Annotated in this window: 2 pseudogenes; one reads left to right on the forward strand and one right to left on the reverse strand. The window is 45.1% G+C overall.

The window, feature by feature from the left end:
• A pseudogene (locus ACTHSN_RS08850) lies at positions 1-194 on the reverse strand (IS5/IS1182 family transposase); the annotation flags it as partial.
• Positions 195-503: 309 nt separating this feature from the next.
• Between ACTHSN_RS08850 and ACTHSN_RS08855 the strand changes: the two are divergent.
• A pseudogene (locus tag ACTHSN_RS08855) lies at positions 504-1,426 on the forward strand (hypothetical protein); the annotation flags it as partial.

Below are 1,426 nucleotides of genomic sequence, written 5' to 3' on the forward strand. Positions count from 1 at the left end.
AGGACGGCTTTGAACATGGACAACAGGGGATAGGCGGGACGGCCGCGGTGGTCTCGGAGGTAACGGGTTCTTTGACGGTTCAGGTACTGTTCGATCGGTTGCCAATCAATCACTTGATCTAACTTTAGCAATGGGAGGCGGTCGATGTGCTTGGCGATCATGACTTGTGCGGTTTGCCTGAAGAAGGTGCTCATGAGAAATCCCCTAAATGTCTTGGTGGGAATTTAGGGGATTTTTGGGGGGATTTTGCAAAGGTCTCTATTTGCGTTATTTTTTGTGCTCCTTGCATCTTATCCGAATGATGTATATGTACAACATATTTTCATGATATGTGAAAAATCTATACAGAATACTTGCATTTAAATTTCATTTTTTTACAATGGAGGGTGCAACTTTCTTCAAGTGACTATCACCGTTAAGACCATGCGGTGTCCCTTTTTCAGTTTACGGGGAAAGAGAATCTTGAATAACGTCCCTACACCCACCACAAAAAGGTAAAAAACATGAAAAAATTCAACGTTAAAGCATTGAGTTTGGCTATTGCGGCAGCTGTGGTAAGCAGCGCAGCGGGCGCGGCTGAAAGAGATCTGGGTTCAATTCCCGAAAAGGCACAAAATGCTATGGCATTTCAGACCGTTTTTGGTGAAAACACCAAATTCGATCAAGATACTGGGAAATTCACTTTTGACAAGGAGAGTTCAGCCCTGTTGTTGAAAACTATGGAGCTGGAGCAGGCAGTTAATGGCTTTGCTGCCGGCAGCAACTTCGTCGCTACTAATGAAGATGGCAGCAAAACCGTCCGTGAAGCTACACAAGCAGATGTTGAAGCTGACGGCTTTGGCGGATTGGGTTTGAAAGAAGTTGTAGCTGCACACGATGAGGCATTGGGTGACTTGACTGAAACCGTCAACGACAACAGCGAAGCATTGGTAAAAACTGCAGAAGTTGTTAACGCCATCAGCGCAGATGTAAATGCTAATAAAGCAGCATTGGAAGAGCAAAAAGAAGCTAACGAAGGCTTCAATAATGCGATTGCCAGCTTGGATAAAGACATCGTTGACTTGGCACAAGCAGGTCTGAAAGCAACTGAGGCTTTGGAAGCCAACCGTAAAGATATTGATGCCAACACAGCAGCAATCGAAACTAAAGCCGATAAAGCTGACTTCGAAGAATTGGCAAAATACACTGCCGACATGGGTAAAAAAGTTAACGACATCGGTGATGAAGTAACTGCCCTGAGCGACGCGACTAGCGCAGCTATCACTCGTCACGATAAAGACATCGTTGACTTGGCACAAGCAGGTCTGAAAGCAACTGAGGCTTTGGAAGCCAACCGTAAAGATATTGATGCCAACACAGCAGCAATCGAAACTAAAGCCGATAAAGCTGACTTCGAAGAATTGGCAAAATACACTGCCGACATGGG

Source organism: Neisseria sp. P0009.S010 (assembly GCF_051958545.1).
Classification (GTDB): domain Bacteria; phylum Pseudomonadota; class Gammaproteobacteria; order Burkholderiales; family Neisseriaceae; genus Neisseria; species Neisseria subflava_A.